7 protein-coding genes are annotated in these 5,278 nt (G+C 70.3%); 6 read left to right on the forward strand and 1 reads right to left on the reverse strand.

Features of this window, described 5'->3' with window-relative positions:
* Positions 1 to 141 precede the first annotated feature (141 nt).
* The 6 genes from Plo01_RS39640 (at position 142) to Plo01_RS39665 (ending at position 4,675) form a co-directional block, all read left to right on the forward strand.
* Positions 142 to 1,011: a universal stress protein gene (locus Plo01_RS39640; RefSeq protein ID WP_203895965.1), complete on the forward strand. Its 870-nt coding sequence runs from the start codon at positions 142 to 144 to the stop codon at positions 1,009 to 1,011.
* The gene (locus Plo01_RS39645) at positions 1,008 to 1,490 is read left to right on the forward strand and encodes a CBS domain-containing protein (RefSeq protein ID WP_203895966.1); all 483 of its coding nucleotides are present in this window, start codon (positions 1,008 to 1,010) and stop codon (positions 1,488 to 1,490) included. Before Plo01_RS39640 ends, Plo01_RS39645 begins: the two co-directional genes overlap by 4 nt.
* The gene (locus Plo01_RS39650; protein ID WP_203895967.1) at positions 1,487 to 1,717 is read left to right on the forward strand and encodes a hypothetical protein; all 231 of its coding nucleotides are present in this window, start codon (positions 1,487 to 1,489) and stop codon (positions 1,715 to 1,717) included. Before Plo01_RS39645 ends, Plo01_RS39650 begins: the two co-directional genes overlap by 4 nt.
* 331 nt (positions 1,718 to 2,048) lie before the next feature.
* The gene (locus tag Plo01_RS39655) at positions 2,049 to 2,285 is read left to right on the forward strand and encodes a hypothetical protein (RefSeq protein ID WP_203895968.1); all 237 of its coding nucleotides are present in this window, start codon (positions 2,049 to 2,051) and stop codon (positions 2,283 to 2,285) included.
* Positions 2,286 to 2,354: 69 nt separating this feature from the next.
* Complete coding sequence (locus Plo01_RS39660; protein WP_239317965.1) at positions 2,355 to 2,861, forward strand: hypothetical protein; 507 nt, start codon at positions 2,355 to 2,357, stop codon at positions 2,859 to 2,861.
* Between the two features lie 116 nt (positions 2,862 to 2,977).
* Entirely contained in the window at positions 2,978 to 4,675 is a 1,698-nt protein-coding gene (locus Plo01_RS39665) for a sensor histidine kinase (RefSeq protein WP_203895969.1), read from the forward strand.
* A gap of 124 nt (positions 4,676 to 4,799) precedes the next feature.
* Here Plo01_RS39665 and Plo01_RS39670 read toward each other — a convergent pair whose 3' ends face one another.
* A complete protein-coding gene (locus Plo01_RS39670) occupies positions 4,800 to 5,234 on the reverse strand; it encodes a pyridoxamine 5'-phosphate oxidase family protein (RefSeq protein WP_203895970.1) in 435 nt (144 codons plus the stop codon).
* Positions 5,235 to 5,278: the final 44 nt, after the last annotated feature.

Genomic DNA, 5,278 nt, shown 5'->3' on the forward strand with positions numbered 1-5,278 from the left:
GGGCCAAAGCCGAGGTTGTGCACGGGGCCGCCGGTGTGCCGTTGGTCCTTGCGTCAGATGACGTTCGACCGGTACCCGAGTTTCTCTTCCGGGAGTGGGATGGAGGCGAAGGTACCGAGATCCTCTGGAAGGAGGCCGGCCGTGGCCGGATTGATCGTTGTCGGTGTCGACGGATCCGAACCCGCGATGGCGGCGGTGGAATGGGCGGCCGAGGACGCCGTGCGCAGCGACGCAGCACTGAAGATCGTGCATGTGCATGACGTGTGGGCCGGTGCCGCTCCCTTGCCCAAGGTGGGTGGTGTCGGCGGCTCGGTGACCGAACACGTGAGAGAGGTGCTGGCCGCCGCCACGCACCGGGCCCGTGACCGTGCGCCCGGGATTGAGATCTCCACCGATCTTGTGGCCGGTACGGTGGTCGAAGGGCTGAAGAGCGCATCCGAGGAAGCCGGCACCCTCGTGATCGGCAGCAGGGGCGTCGGCGGGTTCGCCGGGCTGGTGCTCGGTTCGGTCGGACTCGGTCTGGCCGGGCACGCGGCCGGGCCCGTGGTCATCGTGCGCGCCCCGGTGCGGACCGTGCACGGCGTGATCGTCGTCGGGTTCGACGGCTCGGAGCATTCCGAGGCCGCGCTGGCGTACGCTTTCACCCAGGCCCGGCGGCGCGGGGCCCGGCTGCGGGCGGTCTACGCCTGGCAGATGCCGATGCTGTCGGCGTACGCCCTGGGCTACAGCCCGGTGGTGGAGGGGCTCTTCGAGGACGAGGCTCACACAGCCCGGCAGCGCCTGGCGCCCTGGCGGGAGAAGTACCCGGAGGTCGAGGTGGAGGAGTCGACCGTCTGCGACCATCCGGTGCCCGTGTTGTCGGATGCCTCACGCCAGGCGGATCTGGTCGTGGTCGGCTCGCACGGACGGGGCGGATTCAGCTCGGCCGTACTGGGATCGGTCAGCCACGGCGTGCTGCACCGCGCGCACTGCCCGGTCGCCGTCGTCCGGCCCGGTAAGGAGGAACGGTGAATGCCGGAACTCTGACCGCCGAGCAGGTGATGAGCCGTGTTCTGGTCACCGTCGTCGCGGAGGAGTCGCCGCTGATGGCCTGGGAGCTGATGCGCCGCGCCGGCGTCCACCACCTCCCGGTGATCGACGCCCGCGCCCGGCCCCTGGGTATCCTCACCTGCGAGGACCTGGCCGGCAGCTGGTCCGGCGGCCCTGCGGAACAATCCCATCGCCAGATTCACAGCCTGATCAGTCGGCGCAGGATGCCGCGCGCGCGACCGGATCAGCCGCTGGAGGAGGTGGCGGCGGCGATGCTGGACGCCTCCTGTGACGCGGTCCCGGTCGTCGGCGAGAACGGCAGGCTGATCGGAATGATCACCACGGTGGACGTCCTGACGGCCGTGGCCGGTCGTACCGTCATCACCGATGAGCCGGGCGAGGTGCGCACCGCACTGTTCCGCATCGAACCCGTGCCACTCGTTACCGAGGAGCACCCATGACGTGTTCGCGCAAGCGCCGGCATGAGCTGTCCGACCGGCAGCAGGCGGCGATCCTGACGCTGGCCTCCGTAGAGCTGTCACTCACCGCCACGGCGGCCGCCGACCTGTGGCGCAGGCCTGCCGGGCAGGTGCGGGGACGCAAAGGAATGTGGTGGCCGCTGCTGCTCGTCCAGCCCTTCGGCCCGATCGCCTATCTCACGCTGGGACGTGCTTCTTCACCCCGCTAGCTCACTGATCGGGCACGCGATCTGCCGCAGGTGATCGAGTGTCGATGACGGACAGCGCCGCCGCGCCGTCCCTATCGGTCCGGATCGCGGGACTTTCGTCCCTGCCGCCGATGGAGGCGGCACAACAAAGTGGTCGTCGTGAGAATCTTGGTCACGGAGTCGGCGCCGTCCGGCGCACTGGTTCCGGGCGCGTTCCTCGCGCTCGACGGGCATGATGTCACTTTCTGCCACCCGCCGGGAGCGGGTGAGTCGGCCGCGCCCTGCGGCGGTCTGCGACTCCGATCAACTGGTGCGGACGTGCGCCGAGGCCATGGCCCCGGCAGGTCCCGCGATGCACCGCGCCGTCGTCGAGGCCATCACACCGATCACAGGCCGTGAAGGTATCCGGCCCGAGGTACGGCTGGCCGAGGTGGACGGCACTCTGCATGTGTATGTCTCGTTTGCGAATGAACCCGGCGAGATCCTGATCGAGGAGATACGCCGAGCCGCCTGGCTCGCCTCCACCCGGGCGTCGCACGGGCGGGCCGAGGTCGTGGCCCATGTCGCTTTACAGATGCGGGCGGTCTAGGACAGCGGGGGTGAATCGCACGCCCGATGGCTGGACGGCCCGGCCGGAGAGGCAAGAGGCCCCTCGTCCATGGGACGTTCCGCGCCGAGGGCCGGACGAACCCATGAGATCACCGTTAGGTGTCCGGCGTGGAGACCGACCGGTTCCGATGCGCTGCGCCGTGAAGAGCGGAGGGATGCGTGCCCTGATGCCCCGGCCGAGCGCGCCTGGATCGGCGGCGGCAGCCCCACCACCGGCTTCCTCAAGGGCACCGGGGAGAACGCGCTGGGCGGGTTCTTCTCCGGCCTGGCCGGGCTGGCCTGGGTCGACTGGCTGTTCATGCTCGGCCTGCTCGGCATCGGCGCCGCGCTGATCGCCGGCGCGGGCATCCGGATCGCCGCCGTCACCGGCGCCTTGATGCTGGTGCTGATGTGGGCGGCCGAGCTGCCGCTGGCCACCAACCCGTTCATGGACGACCACATCGTCTACGCCCTCGTGCTGGCCGGCCTGGCGCTGGCGAACGCGGGCGACAGCCTGGGCATCGGCAAGTGGTGGGGCTCCACCGCGCTGGTGCGCCGCCACCCGATCCTGAAGTAGCGCCGAAGCAAGCAGGGCGAAGCGGCGCAGATGAAGGAGTGCCGTGGCCAAAGCCGTACCGGTGCCCACCCCGAGCTGGGTGGGCACCGGTACGGCTTTAGTGCGAAACTTCCGGTATGACGGATAAGGAGTCGCGTTCTCTCGCTCCGAACATGCGGCTGGATGAGCTGCTGGCGGAGCTGCAGACGCGCCTGACGGCGGTGCTGGCCACCCGCGACCGGGTGCACGCGCTGCTGGAGGCGGTGGTCTCGGTCGGCAGCGACCTGGACCTGGAGACCGTGCTGCGGCGGATCGTGGCCACCGCCACCACGCTGGTGGACGCCTCCTACGGCGCGCTGGGCGTGGTGAGTGAGGAGAACACTCTCATCCAGTTCGTGCCGGTGGGGCTGAGCGAGGAGGAGATCGCGGCCATCGAGCACTGGCCGCACGGCCTGGGCCTGCTCGGATTGCTGATCAAGGAGCCGCAGACGCTGCGGCTGACCCGCATCTCCGACCATCCCGAGTCCTACGGCTTCCCGCCCGGCCACCCGCCGATGGGCTCCTTCCTGGGGGTGCCGGTCCGGGTGCGCGAGGAGGTCTTCGGCAATCTGTATCTGACGGAGAAGCGCGGCGGCGGAGAGTTCGACGAAGAGGACGAGGCGATCGTGGTGGCGCTGGCCACCGCGGCCGGCGTGGCGATCGAGAACGCCCGACTGTATGAGGACTCCCGGCGCCGGGAGAGGTGGCTGCAGGCCTCGGCGGAGGTGACCACCAGCCTGCTGTCGGGGGCCGGGGCGGATGAGGTGCTCAGCTCGATCGCCCGCCGGGCCCGGCAGATGACCGACGCCGACCTGACCCAGGTCCTGCTGCCCAACGATGACGGGAAGACGCTGCACATAGAGATCACCGAAGGTCCCGAGGCGGGTACGTTTCAGGAGACGGATTTCCCCGTCGAGGCATCCGCGGCAGGTGCGGTGTTCACCCGCGGGGAGCCGGCGCTCTACGGCAACCTGCAGGACATCCCGTATCCGGCCTCCCCGCTGCGCGCGTCCGGCTTCGGCCCCGGGCTGCTGGTGCCGTTGGGCGCGGCCCGGACCGTGCGCGGGGTGCTGGCGCTGGCCAAGCGGCCCGGCCGGATCCCGTTCACCCAGGCCGACCAGCGCATGCTGACCGCCTTCGCCGGGCAGGCAGCGATCGCGCTGGAGCTGGCCGAGGCACGCCGCGACGCCGAGCGGCTGGGCCTGCTGGAAGACCGCGACCGCATCGCCAAGGACCTGCACGACGTGGTCATCCAGCGGCTGTTCGCGGTGGCGATGACCTTGATGAGCACGGTCAAAATGGTGGAGCGGCCCGAGGCGTCGGGGCGGCTGCAGCACGCGATCAACGAGCTGGATGCGACGATCCGGCAGATCCGCTCGACCATCTTCGCCCTGCAGACGTCCGGCCATGAGACTGTGCCCGGCCTGCGCGCGCAGATCGTGGAGTTGGTCGAGGGCGCCCGTGGACATCTGGGCTTCATGCCGGGCCTGCGGATGGAGGGCAGCCTTGACAATCAGGTGTCCGCGGAGATCACTGAGCATCTGCTTGCGGTACTCCGGGAGGCGCTGTCGAACCTAGTGCGTCACGCCAAGGCGAGCAGGGCCGAGGTGGCGGTGGAGGTCGCCGGCGGGCAGCTGACGCTGGTCGTGCGGGACGACGGCGTCGGCCTGCCGCCGGAGGGCCGACGCAGCGGCCTGCGCAACCTCGAAGAACGAGCCGAACTGCTGGGCGGCTCCTTCGAGGCCACGGCGGGGGAGGAGGGCGGCACCCGGCTGTGCTGGAGCGTCCCGCTGTGATACCGCCGCGTGGGCTCGTAACAGAGTGGACAGCCGGTTCACCGCCGGGCGGGCCGAGGGCGGGAGCCGCCTGCGCCGACGGGTACCCCTGCGGCAGGGATGAGCACGGGAACGGTCCTGGCGGTCAGGGGTGGGTCTCAACCCGGCGGCCGGAGATCTGCTCCACCGTGAGCACGATGTAGCGGTCCCGGACGTCCGGCTGCTCTCCACCCCGGGGCGTCCAGGGGGCCAGGGGCAGGTGGGCCAGGAGGCTGAACTCCCCGCGACTCTCCGGTACGGCGTGCGCGTGCCCGACGACGGTCACCGACCATCCGGTCCGGCCGGCCTGGTCGAACGCGTCGGCCTCCAGGGCCACGATCGTGTCACGTACCGCGAGCGCCAGCTTGGAACCGGCAGTGGCCCGGATCACCAGCCGATTCCCGTCCAGCACGTAGTTGACCGGCTGGATGGCCGGCAGCGCGCGATCGGTGAAGACGATTCGCCCGATCGGCACCGAGGCGAGCAGTTCCAGGCACTCGGCCCGCGAGAGCACCCGCAGGCCGGTCGAGTCGGCTTTCATGTTTCCAGCATCGGCTGCGGGCGCCCGCGTTCACCAGGGACGAA

The organism is Planobispora longispora (assembly GCF_016863135.1).
GTDB lineage: Bacteria > Actinomycetota > Actinomycetes > Streptosporangiales > Streptosporangiaceae > Planobispora > Planobispora longispora.